Annotated in this window: 20 protein-coding genes; 13 read left to right on the top strand and 7 right to left on the bottom strand. The window is 65.2% G+C overall.

Features of this window, described 5'->3' with window-relative positions; genetic code table 11:
- Positions 1-118 precede the first annotated feature (118 nt).
- Complete coding sequence (locus Q0P60_RS05140) at positions 119-1,531, bottom strand: DEAD/DEAH box helicase (protein ID WP_294989177.1); 1,413 nt, start codon at positions 1,529-1,531, stop codon at positions 119-121.
- A gap of 652 nt (positions 1,532-2,183) precedes the next feature.
- Here Q0P60_RS05140 and Q0P60_RS05135 point away from each other — a divergent pair.
- Together Q0P60_RS05135 and maiA are read left to right on the top strand one after the other, a co-directional pair.
- Positions 2,184-3,173, top strand: a complete 990-nt coding sequence (locus Q0P60_RS05135; protein ID WP_065179110.1) for a fumarylacetoacetate hydrolase family protein — start codon at positions 2,184-2,186, stop codon at positions 3,171-3,173.
- Positions 3,174-3,187: 14 nt separating this feature from the next.
- Complete coding sequence (gene maiA / locus Q0P60_RS05130; protein WP_294989172.1) at positions 3,188-3,856, top strand: maleylacetoacetate isomerase; 669 nt, start codon at positions 3,188-3,190, stop codon at positions 3,854-3,856.
- Positions 3,857-3,900: 44 nt separating this feature from the next.
- Here the strand turns inward: maiA and Q0P60_RS05125 are convergent, their stop codons facing one another.
- From Q0P60_RS05125 to Q0P60_RS05115, 3 genes are all read right to left on the bottom strand, one after another.
- Positions 3,901-5,361, bottom strand: coding sequence for a UdgX family uracil-DNA binding protein (locus Q0P60_RS05125; RefSeq protein WP_294989169.1), 1,461 nt, complete (start codon positions 5,359-5,361; stop codon positions 3,901-3,903).
- Complete coding sequence (locus Q0P60_RS05120; protein WP_294989167.1) at positions 5,342-6,625, bottom strand: putative DNA modification/repair radical SAM protein; 1,284 nt, start codon at positions 6,623-6,625, stop codon at positions 5,342-5,344. The genes Q0P60_RS05125 and Q0P60_RS05120 overlap by 20 nt, the downstream gene beginning before the upstream one ends.
- 123 nt (positions 6,626-6,748) lie before the next feature.
- Positions 6,749-7,876: a PilT/PilU family type 4a pilus ATPase gene (locus Q0P60_RS05115; protein ID WP_014645840.1), complete on the bottom strand. Its 1,128-nt coding sequence runs from the start codon at positions 7,874-7,876 to the stop codon at positions 6,749-6,751.
- Between the two features lie 121 nt (positions 7,877-7,997).
- On the opposite strand from Q0P60_RS05115, the gene Q0P60_RS05110 reads away from it, so the two are divergent.
- The 11 genes from Q0P60_RS05110 to Q0P60_RS05060 all read left to right on the top strand — a co-directional run bounded on the left by Q0P60_RS05110 (position 7,998) and on the right by Q0P60_RS05060 (position 20,666).
- Positions 7,998-8,363: a DUF4398 domain-containing protein gene (locus Q0P60_RS05110; RefSeq protein ID WP_005415160.1), complete on the top strand. Its 366-nt coding sequence runs from the start codon at positions 7,998-8,000 to the stop codon at positions 8,361-8,363.
- Entirely contained in the window at positions 8,360-9,244 is an 885-nt protein-coding gene (locus tag Q0P60_RS05105; RefSeq protein WP_294989162.1) for a hypothetical protein, read from the top strand. Before Q0P60_RS05110 ends, Q0P60_RS05105 begins: the two co-directional genes overlap by 4 nt.
- Before the next feature lie 324 nt (positions 9,245-9,568).
- Positions 9,569-9,805 (top strand): YdcH family protein, encoded by a 237-nt coding sequence (locus Q0P60_RS05100; RefSeq protein ID WP_005407964.1) that lies wholly within the window; start codon positions 9,569-9,571, stop codon positions 9,803-9,805.
- A gap of 300 nt (positions 9,806-10,105) precedes the next feature.
- The gene (locus tag Q0P60_RS05095) at positions 10,106-11,476 is read left to right on the top strand and encodes a pyridoxal-phosphate dependent enzyme (protein WP_294989157.1); all 1,371 of its coding nucleotides are present in this window, start codon (positions 10,106-10,108) and stop codon (positions 11,474-11,476) included.
- A 123-nt stretch (positions 11,477-11,599) separates the two neighbouring features.
- Complete coding sequence (locus Q0P60_RS05090; protein ID WP_294989154.1) at positions 11,600-12,772, top strand: cystathionine gamma-synthase; 1,173 nt, start codon at positions 11,600-11,602, stop codon at positions 12,770-12,772.
- Between the two features lie 40 nt (positions 12,773-12,812).
- Positions 12,813-13,643, top strand: a complete 831-nt coding sequence (locus tag Q0P60_RS05085) for an ABC transporter permease (RefSeq protein ID WP_146268062.1) — start codon at positions 12,813-12,815, stop codon at positions 13,641-13,643.
- On the top strand, positions 13,633-14,994 hold the full coding sequence (locus Q0P60_RS05080) for an ABC transporter ATP-binding protein (protein WP_180851351.1): 1,362 nt from the start codon (positions 13,633-13,635) through the stop codon (positions 14,992-14,994). Before Q0P60_RS05085 ends, Q0P60_RS05080 begins: the two co-directional genes overlap by 11 nt.
- A gap of 27 nt (positions 14,995-15,021) precedes the next feature.
- Positions 15,022-16,155, top strand: coding sequence for a methyltransferase domain-containing protein (locus Q0P60_RS05075; RefSeq protein ID WP_294989149.1), 1,134 nt, complete (start codon positions 15,022-15,024; stop codon positions 16,153-16,155).
- 35 nt (positions 16,156-16,190) lie between these two features.
- Complete coding sequence (locus tag Q0P60_RS05070) at positions 16,191-17,294, top strand: glycosyltransferase family 4 protein (RefSeq protein ID WP_146268060.1); 1,104 nt, start codon at positions 16,191-16,193, stop codon at positions 17,292-17,294.
- Positions 17,291-19,249: a glycosyltransferase family 4 protein gene (locus tag Q0P60_RS05065; protein WP_294989144.1), complete on the top strand. Its 1,959-nt coding sequence runs from the start codon at positions 17,291-17,293 to the stop codon at positions 19,247-19,249. The genes Q0P60_RS05070 and Q0P60_RS05065 overlap by 4 nt, the downstream gene beginning before the upstream one ends.
- Positions 19,250-19,334: 85 nt before the next feature.
- The gene (locus Q0P60_RS05060; RefSeq protein WP_294989141.1) at positions 19,335-20,666 is read left to right on the top strand and encodes a glycosyltransferase; all 1,332 of its coding nucleotides are present in this window, start codon (positions 19,335-19,337) and stop codon (positions 20,664-20,666) included.
- 24 nt (positions 20,667-20,690) lie between these two features.
- Here Q0P60_RS05060 and wecB read toward each other — a convergent pair whose 3' ends face one another.
- Genes wecB through Q0P60_RS05045 form a run of 3 tightly spaced genes read right to left on the bottom strand, consistent with a single transcriptional unit; the run spans position 20,691 to position 23,578 of the window.
- On the bottom strand, positions 20,691-21,833 hold the full coding sequence (gene wecB, locus Q0P60_RS05055; RefSeq protein WP_345780311.1) for a UDP-N-acetylglucosamine 2-epimerase (non-hydrolyzing): 1,143 nt from the start codon (positions 21,831-21,833) through the stop codon (positions 20,691-20,693).
- 60 nt (positions 21,834-21,893) lie between these two features.
- The gene (locus Q0P60_RS05050) at positions 21,894-22,832 is read right to left on the bottom strand and encodes an electron transfer flavoprotein subunit alpha/FixB family protein (RefSeq protein ID WP_294989138.1); all 939 of its coding nucleotides are present in this window, start codon (positions 22,830-22,832) and stop codon (positions 21,894-21,896) included.
- Entirely contained in the window at positions 22,832-23,578 is a 747-nt protein-coding gene (locus Q0P60_RS05045) for an electron transfer flavoprotein subunit beta/FixA family protein (RefSeq protein WP_057496707.1), read from the bottom strand. Before Q0P60_RS05045 ends, Q0P60_RS05050 begins: the two co-directional genes overlap by 1 nt.
- Positions 23,579-23,728: the final 150 nt, after the last annotated feature.

Genomic DNA, 23,728 nt, shown 5'->3' with positions numbered 1-23,728 from the left:
AGCCCGGAAGGCAGCGGCCTCCGCCAGGACCATCAGCAACAAAAAAGGGACGGCGCATCAGCGCCGTCCCTCGATACGCTCCCCGCGCAGCGGGAAGCGCTCTCCATGTCAGCCCGGATCAGCTGGCGCGACCGCCACCGCCGCCCTGGCCGCGGCCACGGCCGCCACCATTGCCGCCGCCGCCGCGACGCTGCCCCTGGCCCTGCCCAGCGCGCTGCTGGCCATTGCCACCGCCTTCGCGACGGCCGCCACCGGCCTTCTTCGGGCCGGCATGTGCGTGGCGCGGTGCATCACCGTGCGGACGGCGCGCGTGGCTCTTGCGCGGGGCGCGTTCGCCGGTATCGTGCTCGGCCTTGCCCGGTGCACTGTTGCCCCAGCGGATCGGCACCTGCAGCTCGAAGCCCGGCACATCGCGGATGTCCATGTCGCGGCCGAGCAGGCGCACGATCGCGCGCAGCAGCTTCACTTCATCCTGGGCCACCAGCGAGATCGCCTGGCCGGTGGCACCGTTGCGGCCGGTACGGCCGATGCGGTGCACGTAGTCTTCGGCCACCATCGGCAGGTCGAAGTTGATCACCTTCGGCAGCTCGTTGATGTCGATGCCACGCGCGGCGATATCGGTGGCGACCAGCACGGTCACGCGGCCGGCCTTGAAGTCACCCAGCGCACGCAGGCGCTGGCCCTGGCTCTTGTTGCCGTGGATCGCCGCGGTCTTGATGCCCGACTTTTCCAGGAACGTGGCCAGCTTGTCGCTGCCGTGCTTGGTACGGGCGAACACCAGGGTCTGCTCGCGGCTGTCCTGCGCCAGCAGGTGCAGCAGCAGGTCGCGCTTGCGGCCGGCATCGACCGGGTGCACGCGGTGGGTGATGGTCTCGGCCACGGTGTTCTTCGGCGTCACCTGGATCTGTTCCGGGTTGCGCATGAACTCCAGCGCCAGCTGGCGGATGTTGTCCTCGAACGTGGCCGAGAACAGCAGGGTCTGGCGGTTCTGCTTCGGCAGCTTGGCCAGGATGCGCTTGATCGACGGCAGGAAGCCCATGTCGAGCATGCGGTCGGCTTCGTCCAGCACCAGCAGTTCAATGCCGGACAGGTCGATGCTGCGACGCTCCAGGTGGTCGATCAGGCGACCCGGGCAGGCCACCAGCAGGTCCACGCCACGGCGCAGGATGTCCAGCTGGTTGCCCATGCCGACGCCGCCGTAGATGCAGGCGCTGGGGATGCGCAGGTACTTGCTGTAGCCACGCAGGCTGTCATGCACCTGGGTGGCCAGTTCGCGGGTCGGGGCCAGGATCAGCGCGCGCGGCTTGCGCGGGCCACTGCGCACTTCCTGCGAGGCGGTGCCCAGGTGCTGCAGCAGCGGCAGGCCGAAGGCGGCGGTCTTGCCGGTACCGGTCTGTGCACCGGCCAGCAGGTCGCGACCGGCCAGCGCCAGCGGGATCGCCTGCTGCTGGATCGGGGTCGGGTTTTCATAGCCCTGCTCGGCAAGCGCACGCAGCAGGAAGGGCGCCAGGCCCAGCGATTCAAAAGACATCGAGATTGCTCCAAGTACAAGAAACGCCTGTCCGAACGGACAGACGGGGGCAGATCAAACTGATCGGCTGACTCGGAGCGTTCCCGTGAACCGCGCTGCGAGAATTGGGTGCAGCCGGCACGAAGCGCAGGCTGGAATGCGTGACGAACGGCGTCGGAGTGGGGGCGGGCGAAGAGGGCGGACCCTGGTCGCCGGCGGTCCCGGAGGGAAACGGACGGCCGCTGCAGACCCGGCAAGTCTAAACGATGTTTGAGACTTCACGCAAAAAGGCCTGTTCAGGTAGGGGATCTGCCTGCAGGGCCTGCAGCCCTGCACCCGCAGAGGCCGAAGCAACGCCCAAAGCTGGTTTCCTGAGGGATAGCGGGGTGGGTCCGGTGGCGGGAGACGCCGTGAACCCGTCCATGGGGGCTTGGCCGCGGCATCCATGCCGCGAACACTCCCGCCACCGGACCCACACCGCCCCGCCCAACTCACAGCAAACCAGAGCCGCTCTGGCATTTGACGTTGCCCTGGCTTGAAGCAGGTGCAGGGCCGCAAGCCCTGCCGAACCTCCCACTACGGTAGGGTGGGGCGATGCCGCGCTGCAGCTTGGCGTCGCCGCATATTTGATTACACTTGAAACTTGTTTGCCTACGACTCCGGACACCCACCCATGAAGCTTGGTTCTTTGAAGGAAGGCGGCCGCGACGGCACCCTGATCGTCGTCTCGCGTGACCTGCGCCACGGCGTGCGCGCCACCGGCATTGCTGCCACCCTGCAGCAGGCCCTGGAGGACTGGAGCCACATCGCACCGCGGCTGAACGCCCTGTACGAATCGCTCAACGCCGGCGACGCCGATGGCGTGTTCGACCTCGATCCGCAGGCGCTGGCGGCGCCGATGCCGCGCGCCTATGAGTTCGTTGATGGCAGCGCCTACCTGCCGCATGTCGAGCGCGTGCGCCGCGCGCGCGGTGCCGAGGTACCGGAAAGCTTCTACACCGATCCGCTGATGTACCAGGCCACCAGCGCCGGCTTCTACGGCCCGCGTGATGCGGTCAAGGTGGTTAGCGAGGACTACGGCATCGACCTGGAGGCGGAGATCGTGGTGATCACCGACGACGTGCCGATGGCGGCCACCCCGGAGCAGGCTGCGGGCCACATCCAGCTGGTCGGCCTGGTCAATGACGTTTCGCTGCGCAACCTGATTCCGGGCGAACTGGCCAAGGGCTTCGGTTTCCTGCAGTCCAAGCCGCGTTCGGCGCTGTCGCCGGTGTTCGTCACCCCCGATGAGCTGGGCGCTGCATGGCAGGACAGCAAGGTGCACCTGCCGCTGCTGACCCATATCAACGGCCAGTGGTTCGGTGCGCCGGAGGCCGGCGTGGACATGCAGTTCAACTTCGCCCAGCTGGTCGCGCATGCCGCCAAGACCCGTCCGCTGGGGGCTGGCACCATCGTCGGTTCGGGCACGATTGCCAACGAAGACACCAGCAAGGGGGCCTCCTGCTTCGCCGAGCAGCGCGTGGTGGAGACCCTGCGCGATGGCAAGCCGAGCACGCCGTTCATGTCGTTCGGTGATGTGGTCCGCATCGAGATGCTTGATGCGGCCGGCAACAGCATCTTCGGTGCGATCGAGCAGCGCATCGAGCAGGCGGCCAAGCCCTGAGCATGGAGGCGGCGATGGAGATCCCGGTCGACGACGGCATCGTGCTGTACACCTACTGGCGATCCAGCGCCGCCTACCGCGTGCGCATCGGCCTGGAGCTGAAGGGCCTGGCCTGGGAAGCACGGCCGGTGCACCTGGTCCGCGAAGGCGGCGAGCAGCACTTCGATGCCTATCGCACGCTCAATCCGCAGCAGCTGGTGCCGACCCTGCTGCACGATGGGCATACCCTGACCCAGTCGCTGGCGATCCTGGAGTATCTGGATGAGCGCTTCCCGCAGGTACCGCTGCTGCCAGCCGATGCGGCCGGCCGTGCGCGGGTACGTGCGCTGGCCCAGCTGGTGGCCTGCGACATCCATCCGATCAACAACCTGCGGGTGATGCAGTATCTGGAGCGCAACCTGCAGCTGCCGGCGGACGCCCGCACGCAGTGGACCCTGCACTGGATCGCCGAAGGCTTCGCGGCCATGGAAGCGATGCTGGCCGGCAGCCGCGACACCGGCACCTTCTGCCACGGCGACCGCCCGGGCCTGGCCGACATCTGCCTGCTGCCGCAGCTGTACAACGCGCACCGTTTCGGCCTCGACCTGGCTCCGTACCCGACCCTGCGCCGCATCGAAGCGGCCTGCCAAGCACTGGACGCGTTCGACCGCGCACGCCCGGAAAACCAGCCCGACGCCACCTAATAAAAAGGGGACGGAGGGAATTAAGTCGTAAATGCACTTACGACTTAATTCCCTCCGTCCCCTTTTTCGTTGAGGCGGGCCAGGTCATCGCGGAACAGCCGATAGGCGTCCTCGCGCCGGGTGTCGTCGCGCTGCCGCAATACCCATGCAGGGTGCACGGTGGCGTAGGCGCGGGTGCCGTCCTCCAGCGTGTGCCAGCGCCCCCGCTCGCGTGACAGGTCGAAACCGCTGCCCAGGACCGAGGTCGCGGCGGTCGCACCGAGGCAGACAATCACCCGTGGCCTCACCCGCGCGATCTCGCCCATCAACCAGGGGCGGCAGGCCTGGATGTGGCGGTTGTGCGGACGCTTGTGCAGCCGGATCTTGCCGCGGCGTTCATGGTGGAAGTGTTTCACCGCATTGGTCAGGTACAGCGTGGCACGATCGATGCCGAGCTCGGCCAGGGCACGGTCCAGCAGCTGGCCGGCCGGACCCGCGAACGGCTGTCCACGCAGGTCCTCGCTATCGCCGGGCTGTTCTCCCACCAGTATCACGCTGGCATCCGCGGGGCCCTGGCCGAACACCGTCTGCGTGGCAGCCTCCCATAGCGGGCATTGGCGGCAGCCATTGGCCTGCCTGCGCAGCCTCTCCAGGCTGTCGGCAGCGCTCACCGCTGCCGCCGCCTCGGCGTGCACGGGAATCCTTCGCTGCGGCGCCTGCGCCGGCCGCTCATGCATCTGCTGCACGCGATCAGCTGCGTCGCGCACCAGGCGTGGCAGCAGTTGCGCTTCCGGCAGATGGCGCCAGTACTTTGCCGGCATTTCCTGCTGCATCATCCGCGTGTTGAGCCGTGCCGGATTGAAGATGCTGGCGTAGTAGGTCTGCCACAGCGATTCGCGTGCGTCCTCGGAGGGCGCGTCTTCGCGCCGCGCCCCTGCGCCGAAGGCCAGCACCTGCCCGTCCCATGCAACGCTGCGCGAGGGCGTCAGGATGGCCCAGCGCATCCCGGTGAAGCGGCGCGCGAAGAAGGGCGCCACCCGGTCAACGATGTGATGCTGTGGCTCGAACCACGCAATGAACGTGTCGGGCTGGCCGGGGACTTCACGGAAACGCACGAATGCCTTCATCTTGTGGGTGTCGCGACGAACTGCCTGGGCCATCGCCATTGCGCGCAGGACATCGGCGTCGGCAGGATTGGTCAGTAGCGCGCGCTCGCCCTGCGTGATGCGCAACAGCAGCCGGTACAGCAGGGGCAGGCGCTGCGGTTCGCCGTGGCACAGGCAGGTAGAGGCCAGTTCCAGGAAATCACGCGGAACGCTGGGCGCGATCAGGTGCTCCGGCGCAGGTGCCTGCTGCACCGGCGGAGCATCCAGCAGCGATGACTCGGCGCCTTCCAGCCAGTCAAGGTGCTCGGGCGCGATGCCACGCCACAATGCCTCGCGCGCACTATCACGCCAGGCCTGCAGCGACCACGCGGGGTCCACCCGCAGCGACCAGCGCTGCGGATCAGTGGGCGGATGGGGCATCGAACAGTGATCCCTGGCGGGGCGGTGGCGCCAGTTGCGCGCGCAACGCGGCCGGATCATCCAGTGCCTTGCGCGGATGATGGTCAGCCAGCACAACGAAGGGCAGCAGCTTGCTCATCGGCGCCTTCAGTCGGGCGAGGTCGGCCACGCGCAAGCGTCCGTGGCGACGCGCCATCAGCACGCGCTTGACGTTGCGCACGCCGAGTCCGGGCACCCGCAGCAGCATTTCCTTCGATGCACGGTTCAGATCCACCGGGAAGCGTTCCGGGTGGCGGATCGCCCACGCCAGCTTGGGATCGATGTCCAGGTCGAGCATGCCGTCCTGCGTGTTGCCGGTGATCTCGTCCACGCCGTAGCCGTAGAAACGCAGCAGCCAGTCGGCCTGGTACAGGCGGTGCTCGCGCTGCAGCGGAGGCGGTTGCAGCGGCAGGTGGCGGCTGGCATCCGGAATCGGACTGAACGCGGAGTAGTACACCCGGCGCATGCGGTAGGTGCCGTACAGGCTGTCGGCACTTACCAGGATCTGCTGGTCACTGGCGCCATCGGCACCGACGATCATCTGTGTACTCTGGCCCGCAGGAGCGAAGCGGGGGGCGCGTGCCCGCCCACTGCGGCTGGCCGTCGGTGCGACCGGTGGCGGTGCCCTGCGCGCTTCCCTGGCCTCCTCGATGCGCCAGCGCAGCTCACCCATCGCGCCGCGGATCGAGTGGATCGTCTTCTCCGGGGCCAGCGCGTTCAGCCCTGCTTCGGTGGGAAGCTCCACATTGATCGACAGCCGGTCGGCGTGGCGGCCGGCGCTGGCCAGCAGTTCCGGCGAAGCCTCCGGAATGGTCTTGAGGTGGATGTACCCGGCAAAGCGGTGTTCCTCGCGCAGGCGCCGCGCCACCTCCACCATCTGCTCCATGGTGTAGTCCGCAGTGCGGATGATGCCGCTGGAAAGGAACAGGCCCTCGATATAGTTGCGTTTGTAGAAGTCCAGGGTGAGCGTGACCACCTCGTCCACGCTGAATCGGGCGCGGGGCACGTTGCTGGAGACCCGGTTCACGCAATAGGCGCAGTCGTAGACGCAGAAGTTGGTCAGCAGGATCTTCAACAACGATACGCAGCGGCCATCCGGCGTATAGCTGTGACAGATGCCCATGCCCTCGGTGCTGCCGATGCCGCCGCTGGCGCGCGAGTCGCGCTTGCCCGAGCCGCTGGAGGCGCAGGATGCATCGTACTTGGCGGCGTCGGCCAGGATGGCCAGCTTGCGGATGGTTTCCATTGAGGAAACCTACGGACAGGAGGTCTCATTGGATGAGACACCTCCTGAATTCTTCAGAAAAAGGGGACGGAGGGAATTAAGTCGTAAGTGCATTTACGACTTAATTCCCTCCGTCCCCTTTTCTTAGAAGCCGTGGGTGATGCTGGGGGCGCCGGCGGAGAAATCGGCGTAGGGGTCGTGCTCGCCGCTGCTGCCTTCGGACAGGCGGAACTTCAGGGCCAGCCCGTCGCGCGAGTCGGCGGCGCGCAGCGCTTCCTCCTGCTCGATGATGCCGGCCTTGGCCAGCCGGAACAGGCACTGGTCGAAACTCTCCATGCCTTCCTCCAGCGAGCCCTCCATCGCCGCCTTGATCTCGTGCACCTGGCCGCGGCGCAGCAGGTCGCGGATCATCGGTGTGTTGATCAGCACCTCGGTGGCCGGCAGGCGACGCCCTTCCTTGTTCTTCACCAGGCGCTGGCTGATCACTGCCCGCAGGTTCAGTGCCAGGTTCATCAGCACGTTCTTGTGCGCGCTTTCCGGGAAGAAATTGAGAATGCGCTCGATGGTCTGGTCGGCGTTGTTGGAGTGCAGGGTGGCCAGGCACAGGTGGCCGGTCTCGGCAAAGGCGATCGCGGCCTCCATCGTTTCCGCGTCCAGGATCTCGCCGATCAGGATCACGTCCGGCGCTTCACGCATCGCGTTCTTCAGCGCGTTGTGGAAAGCGTGGGTATCCAGCCCGACCTCGCGCTGGTTGACGATCGACATCTTGTGCTTGTGCAGGTATTCGATCGGGTCCTCGATGGTGAGGATGTGCCCGGTGGTGGTGCTGTTGCGGTGGTCGATCATCGACGCCAGCGAGGTGGACTTGCCGGAACCGGTGGACCCCACCACCAGCACCAGCCCGCGCGGGGTCATGATGACGTCCTTCAGCACCTGCGGCAGGTTCAGCTCTTCAATGCTCGGAATGCGGCTGCGGATGGCACGGATGACCATGCCGACCTCGCCGCGCTGCTTGAACACGTTGACGCGGAAGCGGCCGGCATCGGGCAGGGCGATGGCCATGTTGAGCTCCAGCTCGCGCTCGAACTGCGGCACCTGGCCCTCGTCCATCAGCGAGTAGGCGATCTTCTTGACCATGCCGGGCGGCAGGCCGGTGTTGCCCAGCGGATAAAGCTTCCCCTCGATCTTGATGTAGACCGGTGCTCCGGTGGTCAGAAACATGTCCGAAGCGTTCTTTTCGGTCATCAGCTTCAGGAAGTAGCCGATATCCATTGCAAATTTTCCCCAACGAAACGGCCGACGCCCGTTGCCAGCACGGTGTCGGCTTGACGACAATGGCCGTGAACCGACAACCGGTACGGCCTCCCCAATGAAACGACCTAGCTTCGCACGAATGCGCCATGGCCTGTATGTGATGGCGTTTGCATTCGCACTGTCTGCCCCCGCCTGGGCGCAGGACGCCGCCCTGGAACTGGCACAGGCCCGACAGGCGGTCGACAAGGCCACCCAGGCCGATGCCGACCAGTACGCCCCCGACCTGATCGGCCTGGCCCGTCAGGGCCTGGAGCAGGCCCAGCGCGCCGCCGGCGACCGCCGCGAGCGCAAGAACGCCCCGGCGATGGCCCTGCGCGCCGCCGCCGATGCCGACCTGGCCCGCGTCCGCAGCGAGGAAGCCACGGTCACCGCGCAGCTGCAGCTGCGCCGCAACGAGGTCAACCAGCTGCAACGCCAGCTCTCGACCGGGGAGGATCGCCGGTGAAGCCGATGACCGCCGCAACCCTGGCCGCGCTGCTGGCGCTGCCGACCCTGGCCATGGCCGCCGACAACCCGATGGTGGCGCAGCTGAGCCAGCGCCTGATGGCCATCCAGGCCAACCCCGACACGGCTGAACTGGGTGCCTTCGAGCGCATGCAGGCCCAGCAGGCGATCGCCACCCTGGACAAGGCCAAGCGCCGCGACCAGGAACTGGCCACCTACCTGGCCGAGCGCCGGGTCGAGATCGCCGAGACCGCGGTGCGCACCGCGCTGGCGGCGCGTGAGGTTGACCGCCTCGAGCGCACCCGCAGCGACCTGCTGATCGAGGCCAGCCGCCGCGACGCCGCCCGTGCCCGCCAGGAAGCCGAGCAGCTGCGCATGCAGGCGCAGATGCAGGCCGAGGAGGCCGAGCGCCTGCGCCAGGCTGCCGAGGCCGAGACCCTGGCCCGCCAGGACGCCGAGAACGCGCTGACCAGCGTGGCCGGCAAGCAGCAGCAGCGCCTCAGCGCCGCGCAGCAGAACGCCGCCAAGCTGGCCCGTGAGGAGGCCGAGCTGGTGTCCGGGCAAAAGCTGCCGGGGTCGAAGTTCGACGGCCGTGGCGAGGTCTTCACCTTCAACGGTGACGCCTTTGCCGCAGGTGCTGCCAGCCTCTCCGGCGGCGCCCGCAACCAGGCCAAGGCCCTGGCCGAGTACCTGAACATCGGCAAGAAGGGCCGCCTGCGCATCGAGGCCTATGACAGTGCCAACGGTGTCGGCCAGAAGCGGGCCGAAGCCCTGCGTGATGCCCTGGTCGCGGCCGGTGTCGCCAGCAACCGGATCCAGCTCAGCGGCAAGAAGGCCGCGTCCACCCGGGCGCGTTCGGCCGAGGTCATCATCGCTCCGTAATTCATTGATATTGTTTGTTTTTCGTTGCACTGAGCATTCAGCCTGAACCCCGCCATGGCGGGGTTCGGTCTTTTTGCCGCAGGGGTCTTGTACCCCGCCCTGAGCAGGCGTAGGGTCAATCGTCCGGGACGCAATGCCGCGGACCGGACGATGGGAGGGCCGGGCCGATGCAAACAGGGCGCGAACCGCAGCAGATCGACGTGCGCAGGCCAGTGCCGCAGGTCGTTGCAGGCGTCCAGGTGGCCATCGACCGGCGCTCCTCCATGAACAACGCCCCGTGCCTTGCGGCCGGGGCGTTCGTGTATCTGTCGAAGGAGGTCCATCATGTTTGAAGATCAGCCCCAGAGCGAGATCGACGCACGTCGCGCGCGTGATCCGGAGTTCAGGGCACTCCATGACCAGCACCGCAAGTTGAACAAGAAGTGCATGGACGCGGAGTTGGGTGTACTCCCGATCGATGATGTCACCCTGGGTCGCATGAAGCGTGAGAAGCTGCTGGCCAAGCAACGACTTCTGCGAATGTACGAAACACCGCTCCCAACGACGTCCCCCACGCTTTGACGCACCCCGTCACGTCCGGAACGGCGTGATCCGGCCATCGATGGCCCCGCCGGGCGCTCCTGCCCTGGCACCGCGGCACCGCCGATGAGGCGGCCGCGCCAAGGCACCACAAGCGGTGGTGCCTTGGCCTGCAGGCACAACTCACCGATGCGGGCGGTACCGGTCTCCTCGTCGATCCGGGGCCGTCCGCATCTCTTTTTGCAGGCGGATGGGCGGTTGCCCTGCCGACCTGACATTCAGCACCAACCATCGGATAATCATCGGTCCGGCCCTGTGTGGCGCGAACCGAAAGTCCTCCGAATGCCCATCCATTCTTCCGTCCTCGAACTCATCGGCCAGACCCCGATCGTCAAGGCCCAGCGCCTGGACACCGGCGTCTGCGAGCTCTACCTGAAGCTGGAGAGCGCCAACCCGGGCGGATCGATCAAGGATCGCATCGGCCTGTCGATGATCGAGGCGGCGGAGCAGCGCGGTGACCTGAAGCCGGGCGCGACCCTGGTTGAAGGCACCGCCGGCAATACCGGCCTTGGCCTGGCGCTGGTGGCCCAGCAGAAGGGCTACAAGCTGATCCTGGTCGTGCCCGACAAGATGAGCCGCGAGAAGATCTTCAACCTGAAGGCAATGGGCGCCGAAGTGCGCCTGACCCGCTCGGACGTGGCCAAGGGCCATCCGGAGTACTACCAGGACCTGGCCAAGACCATTGCCGAGCAGACCCCGGGCGCCTACTTCATCAACCAGTTCGGCAATCCGGACAACCCGGCCGCGCACGAATTCGGCACCGGCCCGGAAATCCTTGAGCAGATGGGCGGCGACCTCGACGCCATCGTGTTCGGCTGCGGCAGCTCCGGCACCATGACCGGCCTGTCGCGCGCCTTTGCCAAGCTGTCGCCGAAGACCGAGCTGGTGCTGGCCGATCCGGTCGGCTCGATCCTGGCCGAGTACATCAATGATGGCGTGCTCAACGACAAGTCCGGCAGCTGGCTGGTGGAAGGCATCGGCGAGGATTTCCTGCCGTCGATCTCCGACTTCAGCCGCGTCGGCAAGGCCTACGCGATCAGCGACGCCGAGAGCTTCCACACCGCGCGCGAGCTGCTGGGCAAGGAGGGCATCCTCGGCGGCTCGTCCACCGGCACGCTGCTGGCAGCCGGCCTGAAGTACTGCCGTGAGCAGACCACGCCGAAGAAGGTGCTGGTACTGGTGCCGGATACCGGCAACAAGTACCTGTCGAAGATGTACAACGACTACTGGATGCTGGACAACGGCTTCCTGCAGCGCCCGCAGCACGGCGACCTGCGCGACCTGATCCTGCGCCCGTACGGCCAGCGCGACACCGTGGTGATCGGCCCGAATGACCTGCTGACCACCGCCTACCAGCGCATGAAGCTGTATGACGTGTCGCAGTTGCCGGTGATGGACGGCGAGCAGCTGGTCGGCATCGTCGACGAAAGCGACGTGCTGCTGCATGTCTACGGTGACGAGGCACGCTTCCGCGACACCGTCGCCACTGCGATGGTCAGCAAGCTGGACCGGCTGGACGTGAAGTCGCCGATCGAGGCGCTGCTGCCGGTGTTCGACCGCGGCCAGGTGGCGATCGTGATGGACGGCGACAGCTTCCTGGGTCTGATCACCCGCATCGACCTGCTGAACTACCTGCGCCGTCGCGTTCAGTAAGCCGCTGATCGCAGACGTTCGCCGCTGAATTCCGGTTTATCCGCGTCAAAGGTCGTTAAGGCCGCGCTGATAGACTTCCGCACCTTCGATGGCGCCGAGCTTCGGCGCCCCTCAGGAAAGAACATGTCCAACCCTACTTCGCAGGATCGCGCCCTGGCCCTGGCCACGCTGGCCATCCACGGCGGCCAGTCGCCGGATCCCAGCACCGGCGCGGTGATGCCGCCGATCTACGCCACCTCGACCTACGCGCAGTCCAGCCCGGGCGAGCACCAGGGGTTCGAGTACTCGCGTACCCACAACCCGACCCGCTTCGCCTACGAGCGTTGCGTGGCATCGCTGGAAGGCGGCACCCGCGGCTTCGCCTTCGCCTCCGGCATGGCGGCCAGCTCGACCGTGATCGAGCTGCTTGACGCCGGCAGCCACGTGGTGGCGATGGATGACATCTACGGCGGCAGCTTCCGCCTGTTCGAGCGCGTGCGTCGCCGCACCGCCGGGCTGGACTTCAGCTTCGTCGACCTGACCGACCTGGCCGCGTTCGAAGCGTCGATCACCCCGGCCACGCGCATGGTGTGGATCGAGACCCCGACCAACCCGATGCTGAAGATCGTCGATATTGCTGCGGTTGCCGCCATCGCCAAGCGCCATGGCCTGATCGTGGTGGTCGACAACACCTTCGCCTCGCCGATGCTGCAGCGCCCGCTGGAACTCGGCGCGGACCTGGTCCTGCATTCGGCCACCAAGTACCTCAATGGCCACTCGGACATGGTCGGTGGCATGGTCGTGGTCGGCGACAACGCCGAACTGGCCGAGCAGATGGCCTTCCTGCAGAACTCGGTGGGCGGCGTGCAGGGCCCGTTCGACAGTTTCCTGGCCCTGCGCGGCCTGAAGACCCTGCCGCTGCGCATGAAGGCCCACTGCGCCAATGCGCTGGCCCTTGCCCAGTGGCTGGAGAAGCACCCGGCGGTGGACAAGGTGATCTATCCGGGCCTGCCGTCGCATCCGCAGCATGAGCTGGCCGGCACGCAGATGGCCGGCTATGGCGGCATCGTCTCGATCGTGCTGAAGGGTGGTTTCGACGCGGCCAAGCGCTTCTGCGAAAAGACCGAGCTGTTCACCCTGGCCGAGTCGCTGGGCGGCGTGGAAAGCCTGGTCAACCACCCGGCAGTGATGACCCATGCCTCGATTCCGGTCGCGCGCCGCGAGCAGCTGGGCATCAGCGATGCGCTGGTACGCCTGAGCGTAGGCGTCGAGGATCTGGGTGACCTGCAGGTGGACCTGGAGAGGGCGCTGGGTTGATGCACGATATCTCCTTGACTATGCAGATCGGGTGCCGCTGATGAGTGGGCGTATTGGAAAGCTGCTGCATACGCTTGTGCTGGGGCCGTGGGCCCAGCTGTGGCGGAACAAGACGTTCACCCTTTCGCTGGTAAGGCGCGAAATTGAAGGGCGTTACCGCGGGGCTTATGGTGGCCTGCTGTGGTACATCATCAATAACCTGATGTTGCTGACCATCTACAGCTTCGTGTTCGGGACGATCTTCAAGGCACGCTGGAACATCCCCGGCGCGGAGGGCAATTTCTCGGTGCCGCTGTTCCTGGGCATGATCATGTTCAACGTGTTTGCCGAGTGCATTTCGCGGGCGCCGATCTCGATCACCGGCAATGCGAACTATGTAAAGCGGGTGGTGTTCCCGCTGGAAGTGCTGCCGGTCGTCAACATGGGGGCCGCGCTGTTCAACTTCATGGTGGGTGTGGTGGTACTGGCGTGCCTGGCGTTCGTGCTCGGCGCACACATCCACTGGCAGATCGTCTGGCTTCCCGTCCTGCTGATTCCGGTAGTGCTGCTGGTACTGGGGCTGTCCTGGTTCTTGGCGGCCATTGGCGTGTATGTGCGTGACGTAACCCATATCGTCGGCTTCGTGGTCATCAGCACGATGTTCATGTCGCCGATCTTCTTCCCGGGCAGCGCTTTCCCGGAGAAATTCAAGTCGTGGATGCTGGCCAATCCGATGACCTTCCCGATCGAGGCGGGCCGGGCAGCCGCGCTGCAAGGGCAGACTCCCGACCTGTTGATCCTGGGCATCATGAGCCTGGTCGGGCTGGTCGTGGCGCATCTGGGATACACCTTGTTCCAGGCCACCAGAAAGGGGTTTGCCGATGTCCTTTGACAGCGTCTTCGAGCACGATCCCGCGCACGAGATCAAGCGCATCATCCCGCCGGAAGAGGTGGTCATTGCCGCGCACGATCTGGGCAAGGCCTACGCGATGTACGCCAAGCCCTCGGATCGCCTGAAGGAAATGTTCATGCCGCCGCTCAGGCGCGTGCTGGGCATGAATGAGGTGGCTTATCACCGCGAGTTCTGGGCGCTGCGTGGCCTTTCCTTCGAGGTCGGCAAGGGCGAGACCGTTGGCATCATCGGCCGTAATGGTTCGGGCAAGTCGACCCTGCTCCAGCTCATCTGCGGCACCCTGCAGCCCACCGAGGGCTCGGTGCGGACCAAGGGGCGGGTTGCCGCGCTGCTGGAGCTGGGCGCAGGTTTCAATCCCGAGTTCACCGGGCGCGAGAACCTGTTGCTGAATGGGCAGGTGCTGGGCTTGACCCGGAGTGAGATCGATCAGCGATTCGACGAGATCGTCGGATTCGCCGACATCGGGGAGTTCCTTGACCAGCCGGTCAAGACGTACTCCAGCGGCATGTACGTCCGCCTGGGCTTCTCGGTTGCCATCCATACCAGCCCTGAGCTGTTGATCATCGACGAAGCACTTGCCGTGGGTGATGCGAAGTTCAATGCCAAGTGCATGGCACGCATCAAGAAACTCCGCGAGTCCGGTCTTTCGATCCTGTTCGTCTCCCACGATGTTGGCGCGGTGCGCTCGCTGTGTGATCGCAGCATCTGGCTGGACAAGGGGCGCCCGCGCATGTCCGGCTCGGTGTTCGCGGTCACCGCGCAGTACATGCAGAACCTGTTCGAGGAGGATTCGGCACGCCTGGAACACGAGCGCGAAGAGGCGGTGGCCAACGCGACCCAGGAAATCGCCGATGACAAGGCGCAGGAACAGCTGCGCGCGCGCAAGCCGGTCAACCACTGGGGCAGCCATGTCGGCTCCATCCTTGCGGTGGAAACCGAAGCGGCCGATGGCCAGCGTCGCAACATGTTCTTCACCGGTGAGAAGCTGTGCATCCGCATCAAGGCCAGGATTCCGCCATCGGCGAATCGGGAGTGCCTCAGCATGGCGTTCTCGCTGAAGGACATGGCCGGCAGCGACCTGGTGGTGGGTACCACATGGGATTCGCCGCGGCTGCGTCTCGATGCGCAGGGCGATACCGTGGAAGTTGCATTCACGCTTGACTGCAACCTGCGCGAAGGTGACTACGTGCTGGTTGCAGCGCTGGAAGACCGTTCCTCCGACAGCATCCAGTACTTCGAGTACATCGAAGGTGCGCAGTATTTGAAGATATTCATGAAGGAGTTCCGCTACGGTACCTTCATTGTGCCCATCGAGAAGAAGGTGCTTTGATTTCATGAAGATCACGGGAAATCCGCTATGACGAGCATCGACATCAACGGGCAGGACTACTGGGAGTCGCGTTTCCAGCAGGACTGGATCCAGAACGAAGGCCAGAAGCAGAGCCAGTTCTTCGGGATGGTTGCCTGCCGCCTGTTGCCGGCCTGGTTCGTGGATGACGTGAAGCGCAATGGCCTGGGTCTGTGCGACTGGGGCTGTGCGATGGGTGACGGCACGCAGGTGATCAAGTCCGAGTTGGGACTTGATCAGGTGGCCGGCCTGGATTTCTCAGCGTCCGCCATCGAGCAGGCACGCCGCAACTATCCGCAGATCGCGTTCGCCACTGACGATCTCCTGGCGGAAGGGGTGGACCTCGACTACGACGTGATCTTTTCCTCCAATACGCTCGAGCATTTCCACGAACCGTGGGACGCGGCAGCCAAGCTGACCGCTCATGCCCGCGAGTATTTCGTCATGCTGGTTCCGTTCCAGGAGTCGCTTGAAGAGCGCCACGAGGAACACTTCTACAGTTTCCACTGGCACAACCTGCAGCGCGATCTTCCCAATGGCTTCCGCCTGGTCCACGTGGGCGTCATCGATGTCGGGCTGCTGCCGGATCCGCAGTACAGTGGCAAACAGCTGCTGGCGATCTATGCATCCGAATCGGCGGCGCAGCGTGTCATGCCTGGGCTGGTGGAGCAGGGGCTGGATCTGCTGGGGCGCTATGGCCATGTGCATGATCGTCTTGCGTCTGTTGCGATGGAGCTGGAGGCCACCATCCGGCAGCGCAACGAGTTGGGCGCGAAGCTGGATGATGCGCTGCTGCAAGGTGACGCGATCCGGGCGGATGTGGAGCGCCTCGCGGCCGAGCAGGCGCGCCAGCTGAACCTCATCGCGGGCCTGGAGCAGGGGCGCAGTGAACTGCGCGATCGGGTGCTTGAGGTGGAGACGCAGCTGAGCAACGCACAGACCGCGGAGCATCAGGCCACATTGCGCGCGGAGGCGGGTGAACGCCGGCATTCCGAGGCTGAGCGCCGGCACACCGAGGCAGAGAAGGCACTGCAGAACCTGCAGAAGGAGAACGAGGAGATTGCTCGTCGCCTGGAGCAGGTGTATGCCTCACACTCCTGGCGCCTTACCGCCCCCTTCCGTTCAATCCGTCGCCTTTTCTGACGTCGATAAGCAGTAAATCAAAGGAATTTCAGTAGATGGCCAAGAAGCGCCAATTGACCATAGTCTCGCCGTATCCCGCGAATGATCGTTACATGGACGGCTGGATGAGCCGTATCAAGACCATTGACGGCGTGTTCGAAGACTATCCGCGCACCTACATTGACTTCCAGGAATGGTACCCGGCTGCGCAGGAGCCGGAAGTGGTGTACGCGGACGAGCTGATCAAGGCGTATCGCGTCAATCCCCATTCCAAGGCCCATTCCGATTTCGTGGCACGCATCTTCGATGCGGCGGATTTCGTCTACATCCACACGATGCATCAGTGCGAGTACATGCTTCCGCACTTTGACGCGTCCAAGATGTACGTGGACATCCACGGCGTGGTTCCGGAGGAAGAACTGATGCTCGGTTCACCCGAGCGCTCGCGGATCTTCGCCGAGGTCGAACGGCAGATCATCTCCAAGCTCAAGCATGCTTCGGTTGTGACGCTGGCCATGAAGGAGCACTTCCTGGCCAAGTACCCGGACGCTGCAAACGTCGATTTCATCCACGTTCCGGTCTTCGACTTCGGCTCGCTTGGCCAGTCGGTGCAGCGCGTGGCTGCGTCGCGCATCGCGCGGCGGCAGAACGCGCGGCCGACCGCTGTCTATGCCGGTGGTGCCCAGGTCTGGCAGCGGGTGGACGAGATGGCCGACATCATGGCCGCCGCACCGTTCTGCAATTACGAGATCTACTCCCACGATGTGGAAGCATTTGCCCCGAAGCTCTCCAGCCGCGGCATCCCGGTGGAGGTCTTCAAGGGCTACGCGAGCAAGGAAAAGCTGGAGCAGGTCTATCGGTATTCGAACTTTGGATTCGCCCTGCGTGAAGCCTGTACGGTGAATCGGGTGGCGTCGCCGACAAAGCTGTGTGACTACTTCGCGCATGGCGTGCTTCCGGTGGTTGATTTCCACCTGATCGGCGATTTCGACGCCTATGGTTACGCCTATGTCGATCATGCCGATTTCCGGGAGGGCTACATTCCCGACCTGCAGACGCAGGACTGGATGATCGACAGGAACCTTGGATGCCTGGAGACGATGTATTCAGATTTCAAGAAGGGAATCACGGCAGTCAAGGATCTGGTGGAAACGGTATGAATCCAATCATCGGCAACAATCAGGCAGCGCATCTGATCGACATTTCCGCAATGCTCGATGCCGTGCTCGGCTGGGCGTCCGACAAGCTGGGCGACCCGGTTGAGGGCTACAGCACGGATCTGCTCGGCAGTGACCTGACCCGCCTGGCTGCGCATTCGGCGCGCCGTATCGGTTGGGCCCCTTCCCGTGAGCCGGGTCGCCTGGATATCGCGCTGATCGACGGTACCGAGCCGGGGGCCTCGCAGGACAACGGCGCAACGCCTGCTGCCGAAAACCGCCTGCATGTGTTCTTTGCCTTCCCGGGCATGTCGGGCCACAAGTCGGACGAGCTGCTGGCTGGCTACTCGCAGTTGTTCAAGGCCGAGATGGTTGCGGCGACCTGCCTGGAGGCACCTGAAAGTGCCGCGATGGTGCTGGCAGTGATCACCTCGTCGCGTGCGGTGCCGTCCGCGGAATCCTGGTGGGAGTTCGCAGACGCACTCAACACCTTCGGCTCGTTCAAGCTTTCCGACATGTCGCGCAAGCTGCAGTCGGCCTCGGCCGGCCTGAAACACGCCGCCCTGCTTGCCGATGAAATGGTCAACGAAATCTCGACGTTGGCAGTCGAGCGCACCCGCGACCGGCATTCGCTGTGGCGCATCGCCCGCAATCTGCGCCAGGAAGTGCTGGAGCATCGATTCCGCAAGCTGGAACGACCGGTGGTTACGCCGCGCGAGGGTTACTTCCGCAGTGCTGCCGGCCGCCTGCTCAAGAATGCAGGCATGATCCAGGCCAACGCGCATGCCGACAGCAGCGTGCTGCAGTCGCTGGCGGTAAGCGCGGTGCGCACCCGATGCGCATTGCTTGTTGCCGAGGACCATACCTTCGGTGGGCTTGAACAATGGGTCTGTGATTTCGCACGGCACCTGCGTACCAAGAATTTCGTGCCTTACCTGATCGTGCTGGGATCGCCTTCGCTCAACAGCCGCATCGCGCAGCAGTTCCCCGGCGAACTGGTGTACCTGGATGGGCAGTCGGCGTTGCTGGGCGAGACGGTCGCGCGCGGGCGCTTCGAGTCGCTGGTGGTCAGCCATGCCTATGATGGCCTGCACACGATCGAACCCGGTTGCAAGGTCGTCGAGGTGCTGCACAACATCTATTTCTGGCAGCTGCAGGATCCGGCGCTTGAGCGCGAGCGTGCTCGCGTCGACGAGTACATTGCCGTTTCGAGCGAAGTGGCCGACTACGCGTGCGTGTACCAGAAGCTGGCGCGTTCGAAGGTGACAACCGTGCCGCACGGCCTGAACATCGTTGACCTGTATCGTCCGCCGGCGGACTACCTGCGCAGGGCGCGCGGGAAGCGCGATGCGTTCAGGATCCTGTTCGTGGGCAATCTCTACCCGCAGAAGAACGTGATTTGCCTGTTGGAGGCATTTGCCAGGCTCAGGCAGGAGGCGCCGCAGGCGACGCTGCGCATCGCAGGTGCGCTGGCTGAATCGGGGAACGCCACCAAGGTGGAAGAGACCATCCGCCGGCTGGGCCTTGCCGGTTCGGTTGAACTGCTGGGCTCGCTCAAGCGCCGCGAACTGAGCCGTGAGTATTCCCATGCACACCTGTTCGTGCTCCCCTCCCTGTTCGAAGGCTATGGGTTGGTGAACCTGGAGGCAGCCCACTTCGGCCTGCCGATGGTACTGTCCAATACCGGCTGCGCAGCCGAACTGTCTGCGGGAACGCCGGCTTGCCGGGTTGCCCCCATCGCGGTCACGCACGACAAGCTCAGCCACAAGGAAGTCGCGGAACGCAGCCGTGCGCCGGCCGAGAAGGATGTGGCGGCGCTGTACGGTGAGTTGTCGCATGTCATGCGGAACTATCCGGAGCTGATGGAAGCGGGATTGGCGATGATCGAAGCGCCTCCCTTCAGCACGCTGCAGCAGGCGGGCGATGCGATGCTGGATGTCGTTACGCGGGCGTCCTGAGCGGGTTACGGGTTGGAGCAGGAACAAGGGCTGCGATCGCATGGGTAGCGTCGGTCAAACCGTGACGAACGGTGGCATGCAGGCCATGCGCATCCTGATCTGCGCGCATGACTTCCAGCCCAACCCGTCACCGCAATCACTGCGGGTGACCCAGCTGGCCAGCGGGCTGGCCAGTCTTGGCCATGATGTCCATGTCCTGACCCGGACACGTGGTGCCGGCATGCGACAAATGGAGGACCCGGCCGGGCTGAAGGTGCATCGGACCTCGCCGCAGGGCGTCGAGGCCGTGATTGATGCGACGTCGCGCATGCTGGCCCACCTGCGCCGTTTGCGGCGCCGGGCCCCGGCTGCGGGAACACGCCCGCTCCCACAGGTGGCTTCACCGACCGCGCCGTCAACAGGGACGGGGGCGTTGAACCGGAAGGGGCGCGCGATCGCATGGCTGCGCTCGTTCCTGGATGCGCGGGTTTTCCCGGATGGCCGCTCGCGTTGGATCGGTGGTGCCCTGCGTCATGGCCGGCAACTGATCAGCCAGTGGTCGCCGCAGGTGATCATCGGATCACATGAGCCTGCGGCAGGACTGCTGTTGGCGTCTGCGCTCTCGCGCGAGTCCGGCATTCCTTTCGTTGCCGAGCTTGGTGATCCCGTGCTGACGTCCTACACCCCCGAACGCTGGAGGGCGGCGTCGCTCGAGCTTGAACGGCGGGTTTGCCACGAGGCTGGCGCCATTGTCGTTACCTCCGAGGCCACCGCGGCCCTGATGCAGGAGCGGCATGGTCCCGGGATCGCGCCGCTCAGCGTGATTCCGCAGGGATTCGCCAGGGTGGAACCGCCGTTGCCCGAGGTTGCCAGGTCGGCCGGCGGGTTGCAGCTGGTCTACACGGGGCGCTTCTATCCGTTCCGCGACCCCATGCCGCTGGTCCGCGCGGTGCTGGCATCGCCCGGCTGCACGCTTACCATCGCAGGCCCTGGCCTGCCACCAGAACTGGCGAAAGCGTGCGCGGAGCATCCGCAGGTCCTGCGGTTTGCCGGAAGCCTGGATCATTCCCAGGCCATCGAACTGCAGCGCGGTGCGGATGTCCTGGTCAACATCGGCAACGCAGGCATGACCCAGATCCCGGGCAAGCTGCTGGAATACCTGGGTTCGGGCCGGCCGGTACTGCATCTGCAGCCGGATGCCGCCGATCCGGCGGCCGCCATCATCGGCAGGGAGCGTTGCGGGTTTCTGGCCGCCAATGAGGTTGCTGCGATCAGCGCGCTTCTGCACGAGCTGCTGCAGCGCAAGCAGCAAGGGCGGCTGGATGAAGGCCTGCGCCTGGGGCCGGATGCTTTCGCCGAGTATCGTTGGGATCGCCTGGCTGAGCGCCTGGCCGCGGTCTGTCGTGATGCGGCGATGGCGGGGCAACGACACGCCTAGCTTGCCGTTGCCTCGCGCATCGGGTCAGGCCGGCATCGCCTCGCCTTGGATCAAGGCAGCAATGCGTGCAGCGGCCTTGCCATCACCGTACGGATTATGGGCATGTGCCATTGACTGGTAGGCGGCTTCGTCGTCGAGCAGGCGGGTGGCCTCAGCCACGATCCTGCCAGCATCGGTGCCAACCAGCAGTACGGTGCCTGCGTCCACCGCTTCAGGGCGCTCGGTGGTATCGCGCATCACCAGCACCGGCTTGCCCAGCGACGGGGCTTCCTCCTGCACGCCACCGGAGTCGGTGATGATCAGCGTCGACTGGGTCATCAGGTAGACGAACGGCAGGTAATCCTGCGGCTCGATCAGGAACACGCCCGGGGCATCGGCGAGGATCCGGTTGACCGGCCCCTGCACGTTGGGATTGAGGTGGACCGGGTAGACGATCTGCGTATCGCCGCGAGCGGCCAGCGCCTTCAGCGCCTCGCAGATGCTCTCGAAGCCGCTGCCGAAGTTTTCGCGGCGATGGCCGGTCACCAGCACCAGGCGCTTGGAGGCGTCGAGGAACGGGAAGCGGGCCCGCATCGATTCAATCAGCGCGGTGTCGTGCTTCAGCTTGTCGGCGACGGTGAGCAGGGCATCGATCACGGTGTTGCCGGTGACGTGGACGTCCTTGCTCGCGGTGCCTTCGGCCAGCAGGTTGTCACGCGAGCGGGTGGTCGGTGCAAAATGCAGGCGGGTCAGCGGCCCGGTCAGCCGGCGATTGGCCTCTTCGGGCCACGGTGCATAGATGTCGCCGGTGCGCAGCCCTGCTTCCACATGGCCCACGGCCACGCGGTTGTAGAAGGCGGCCAGCGCACTGGCCAGCGTGGTGCTGGTATCACCATGCACCAGCACCAGATCCGGCTTGTGCTCGGCGATCACCGCGGTCATGCCGGTCAGGATCTTGGCGAACAGGCCCGCCAGGGTCTGGCCAGGTTCCATCACGTTGAGGTCGACGTCCGGCGTGATACCGAACAGGTCCATGACCTGATCGAGCATCTGCCGATGCTGCGCGGTAACCGCAACGATCGTCTCGATCTCAGGCCGGGCCTTCAGCGCTTCCACTACCGGGGCCATCTTGATGGCTTCCGGGCGGGTACCGAAAACAACCATTACCTTCTTGTAGGGAGTACTCACGATTACCTGCTTGAATTCAGAGGGACAGTGCCGCTGGCCGGAGCCAGCGGCAGGTGCACGTCAAAGTGCCTTTTCCAGCTCCGGCAGGATCGCGAACAGATCCCCCACCAGGCCGATGTCGGCGATCTCGAAGATCGGCGCGTCGCCGTCCTTGTTGATCGCGACGATGGTGCCGGCATCCTTGATGCCGGTCAGATGCTGGATTGCGCCACTGATGCCGACCGCGACGTACAGCTCCGGCGCGATGATCTTGCCGGTCTGGCCGACCTGCAGGTCGCTGGGCACGTAACCGGCATCGACCGCGGCGCGCGAAGCACCGACAGCGGCGCCGAGCTTGTCGGCTAGCTGGAAGATGACCTTGAAGTTCTCTTCCGAGCCGACGCCGCGGCCGCCGGAGACCACGCGCTTGGCGCTCTGCAGGTCCGGGCGGTCGCTGGCACCGGCGGCCAGGCCGACGAAGCGGGTGTGGTCCGGCAGCGCGGCATCGACACTGGCGGCTTCAATCGCGGCACTGCCGCCCTGGGCGGCTTCCGGCCACGATGCGGCACGCACGGTGGCGACCACGATCTGGTCGGCGGGCGCTTCCACGGTGATGATCGCGTTGCCGGCGTAGATCGGACGCTTGAAGGTGTGGCTGCCTTCGACGCTCATCAGGTCGGAGACCTGGTTGACGCCGAGCAGGGCGGCCACGCACGGCATCAGGTCCTTGCCGAAGGTGGTGGACGGGCCGAATACGTGGGTGTAGCCCTTGGCCAGCTGGGCGATCTGCGGCGCCAACACCTGGGCGATGGCCTGGGCGTTGGCCGCGTTGGCCACGGTCAGGACCTTGGCAACGCCACTGATCTTTGCCGCTTCGGCGGCGACGGTGGCCGGATCGGCGGCCAGTACCAGCACGTCGATGCTGGCACCGCTGATGGCGGCGGCGGCGCTGACGGTCTTGGCGGTGGCGGCGTTGAGCTTGCCGTCGTGGTGCTCGGCGATGACGAGAATCTTGCTCATTACAGCAGCCCCTTCTGCTTGAGTGCGGCAACCAGTTCGGCCGCGTCCTTGACCATCACGCCCTTGCTGCGCTTGGACGGCGCGGCGTAGTGGGTGGTCTTGAAGGTATCGGCGGCTTCAACGCCGAGGTCGGCCAGCTGCAGCGTTTCCAGCGGCTTGGCCTTGGCCTTCATGATGTCCGGTAGCTTGATGAAGCGCGGCTCGTTCAGGCGCAGGTCGGTGGTGACCACGGCCGGCAGGTCCACTTCCAGCGTTTCCAGGCCGGCGTCGACTTCACGGGTCACCGTGGCCTTGCCGTCGGCGATCTCGAGCTTGCTGGCGAAAGTCGCCTGCGGTCGGCCCCACAGCGTGGCCAGCATCTGGCCCGTCTGGTTGGCGTCGTCGTCGATGGCCTGCTTGCCGAGGATCACCAGGTCCGGCTGTTCCTTCTCGATCAGCTTGAGCAGGGTGCGCGAGGCGGTCAGCGGCTGGATGGCCTGGTCGGTGACGACGTGGATGGCACGGTTGGCGCCCATGGCCAAGCCGTTGCGCAGGTGCGCCTGGGCGTCGGCCGGAGCGATGGTGGCAACCACCACTTCGCTGGCGATGCCCTTGTCGCGCAGGCGCAGGGCTTCTTCCAGGGCGATTTCATCGAAGGGATTGGGCGACAGCTTGACGCCATCGGTGACCACGCCGGAACCGTCCGGCTTGACCTGAATGCGGACGTTGTAGTCCACCACGCGCTTGTACGCGACGAGGATTTTCATCTGGTACGGGGTCCTTCACTAAACAGGGAGAACATCCGGTCCTGGAATAGCAACCGGTTCGGGGGTGGGACCCCGATTCTAGCTGGCTTGGGGTGACCATGCGAATGCGTATGGTGGCGCCCGTCCGGCAGGTGTTCGATTCGATCAGCG

This window comes from uncultured Stenotrophomonas sp. (genome assembly GCF_945952405.1).
Lineage (GTDB): Bacteria > Pseudomonadota > Gammaproteobacteria > Xanthomonadales > Xanthomonadaceae > Stenotrophomonas.
This window is presented reverse-complemented; position numbering and strand designations above follow the sequence as displayed.

What these genes read in the sequence shown, in the direction of transcription:
- Q0P60_RS05140 (WP_294989177.1), bottom strand. Translation starts at nt 1,531, where the DNA reads ATGTCTTTTGAATCGCTGGGCCTGGCGCCCTTCCTGCTGCGTGCGCTT.
- Q0P60_RS05135 (WP_065179110.1), top strand. Translation starts at nt 2,184, where the DNA reads ATGAAGCTTGGTTCTTTGAAGGAAGGCGGCCGCGACGGCACCCTGATC.
- maiA (WP_294989172.1), top strand. Translation starts at nt 3,188, where the DNA reads ATGGAGATCCCGGTCGACGACGGCATCGTGCTGTACACCTACTGGCGA.
- Q0P60_RS05125 (WP_294989169.1), bottom strand. Translation starts at nt 5,361, where the DNA reads ATGCCCCATCCGCCCACTGATCCGCAGCGCTGGTCGCTGCGGGTGGAC.
- Q0P60_RS05120 (WP_294989167.1), bottom strand. Translation starts at nt 6,625, where the DNA reads ATGGAAACCATCCGCAAGCTGGCCATCCTGGCCGACGCCGCCAAGTAC.
- Q0P60_RS05115 (WP_014645840.1), bottom strand. Translation starts at nt 7,876, where the DNA reads ATGGATATCGGCTACTTCCTGAAGCTGATGACCGAAAAGAACGCTTCG.
- Q0P60_RS05110 (WP_005415160.1), top strand. Translation starts at nt 7,998, where the DNA reads ATGCGCCATGGCCTGTATGTGATGGCGTTTGCATTCGCACTGTCTGCC.
- Q0P60_RS05100 (WP_005407964.1), top strand. Translation starts at nt 9,569, where the DNA reads ATGTTTGAAGATCAGCCCCAGAGCGAGATCGACGCACGTCGCGCGCGT.
- Q0P60_RS05095 (WP_294989157.1), top strand. Translation starts at nt 10,106, where the DNA reads ATGCCCATCCATTCTTCCGTCCTCGAACTCATCGGCCAGACCCCGATC.
- Q0P60_RS05090 (WP_294989154.1), top strand. Translation starts at nt 11,600, where the DNA reads ATGTCCAACCCTACTTCGCAGGATCGCGCCCTGGCCCTGGCCACGCTG.
- Q0P60_RS05085 (WP_146268062.1), top strand. Translation starts at nt 12,813, where the DNA reads ATGAGTGGGCGTATTGGAAAGCTGCTGCATACGCTTGTGCTGGGGCCG.
- Q0P60_RS05080 (WP_180851351.1), top strand. Translation starts at nt 13,633, where the DNA reads ATGTCCTTTGACAGCGTCTTCGAGCACGATCCCGCGCACGAGATCAAG.
- Q0P60_RS05075 (WP_294989149.1), top strand. Translation starts at nt 15,022, where the DNA reads ATGACGAGCATCGACATCAACGGGCAGGACTACTGGGAGTCGCGTTTC.
- Q0P60_RS05070 (WP_146268060.1), top strand. Translation starts at nt 16,191, where the DNA reads ATGGCCAAGAAGCGCCAATTGACCATAGTCTCGCCGTATCCCGCGAAT.
- Q0P60_RS05065 (WP_294989144.1), top strand. Translation starts at nt 17,291, where the DNA reads ATGAATCCAATCATCGGCAACAATCAGGCAGCGCATCTGATCGACATT.
- Q0P60_RS05060 (WP_294989141.1), top strand. Translation starts at nt 19,335, where the DNA reads ATGCGCATCCTGATCTGCGCGCATGACTTCCAGCCCAACCCGTCACCG.
- Q0P60_RS05050 (WP_294989138.1), bottom strand. Translation starts at nt 22,832, where the DNA reads ATGAGCAAGATTCTCGTCATCGCCGAGCACCACGACGGCAAGCTCAAC.
- Q0P60_RS05045 (WP_057496707.1), bottom strand. Translation starts at nt 23,578, where the DNA reads ATGAAAATCCTCGTCGCGTACAAGCGCGTGGTGGACTACAACGTCCGC.